We start from the raw sequence: 1,168 nt of genomic DNA, 5'->3' as shown, positions 1-1,168 counted from the left end.
ATATAATTAGAATATACCAAAACAAATATGGTTTTTAAATGTTTTTTTGGTTCTGCTGGTGAACATTGTGCTTTTACTTTGTAACGCATAAAGACAATTGAAGTTTTAGGAAATTATTGAGGAATGGATTTACTTATAAACAATTGAAATAATTTAATTTTTATAAAAAAAAGGCATGAATTTTATGAATTGTAAAAATAAGAAAGCTAAATTAGGCCAAGACTACAGGAACCTTTTGATTCTCTTCAAAATTGGCTATAAACAACACTTTGTTAATGTTTAATTGTTTCTGTAATTGCAAGACAAACCTTTCAAATGAAGAAAATACAAAATTGACCAATAACTGAGCCATACGTCTAAAATTTAACAAAATCAGAAAAGTAAAATTTATGTCTAAATAAAAAAAGAGGTTTAATCATTAAACCTCTTTTTTATTTTTTCGCTCATAATCTTCGGGGAAATAGCATCTCAAATATGCAATTAAAGCTTTTTGTGATTCTTTTACAATCTCATCTGGTATTGAACCATACTGAAAAAATGCATTTTTCCAAATTCCATCTAAGATATACACAGCAATAATCATTTTTTCTGTATAACGAGCTTTATTAATCCCTTCAAAATATTTATCCAAACTATCCATTATAGCCATTGCTAAATTGGCACATTGATTCGCATCAACCTCTTTAGTTTCTGCTGGAGAACTACTACTTAAGATAAGCTTAGAAACATAAGTGTTTTCTTTAAGATGATTTGCTCCAAAAGATATAAACTGGCAAATTAACTCTTGCCATGACTCAATATCAGAAGTGATTTTTGAACGGATATTTTCCCTCCAATCCTCATGTACTCGCTCAGTCAGCGCAACCAATATGCTATTTTTATTAGGAAAATGATAGTAAATAGAAGGCAGAGCTATTCCGGTTAACTCAGAAATCTCAACTAAGTTAATATCATTTATTTCTTTCTCCTTCAGAAGCGCTTCCATACAATCTAAAATTTGATTAGTTCTTTCTATTTGCCTTTGTTGGGGCGCACGAGTGCGTTTTACACGAATATTGTTCACTACAGATCACCACATATAACTTTCATAGCCTATTTACGAAAGTCTACTTTAGATTAAAACATTGTCCAACCTAATATTTTTTATAAATCTTTTCTAGTGTAGATC

General features: G+C 29.6%; 1 protein-coding gene. It reads right to left on the bottom strand.

The features are described 5' to 3' along the window. Window positions 1-418: 418 nt before the first annotated feature. A complete protein-coding gene (locus tag HUN22_RS17170; RefSeq protein WP_087090864.1) occupies window positions 419-1,063 on the bottom strand; it encodes a TetR/AcrR family transcriptional regulator in 645 nt (214 codons plus the stop codon). Window positions 1,064-1,168: the final 105 nt, after the last annotated feature.

The organism is Acinetobacter lactucae, assembly GCF_013344765.1.
GTDB classification, from domain to species: Bacteria; Pseudomonadota; Gammaproteobacteria; order Pseudomonadales; family Moraxellaceae; genus Acinetobacter; species Acinetobacter lactucae_A.
The sequence above is the reverse complement of the archived record's forward strand: the minus strand, read 5'-3'. Positions and strand labels throughout refer to the sequence as shown.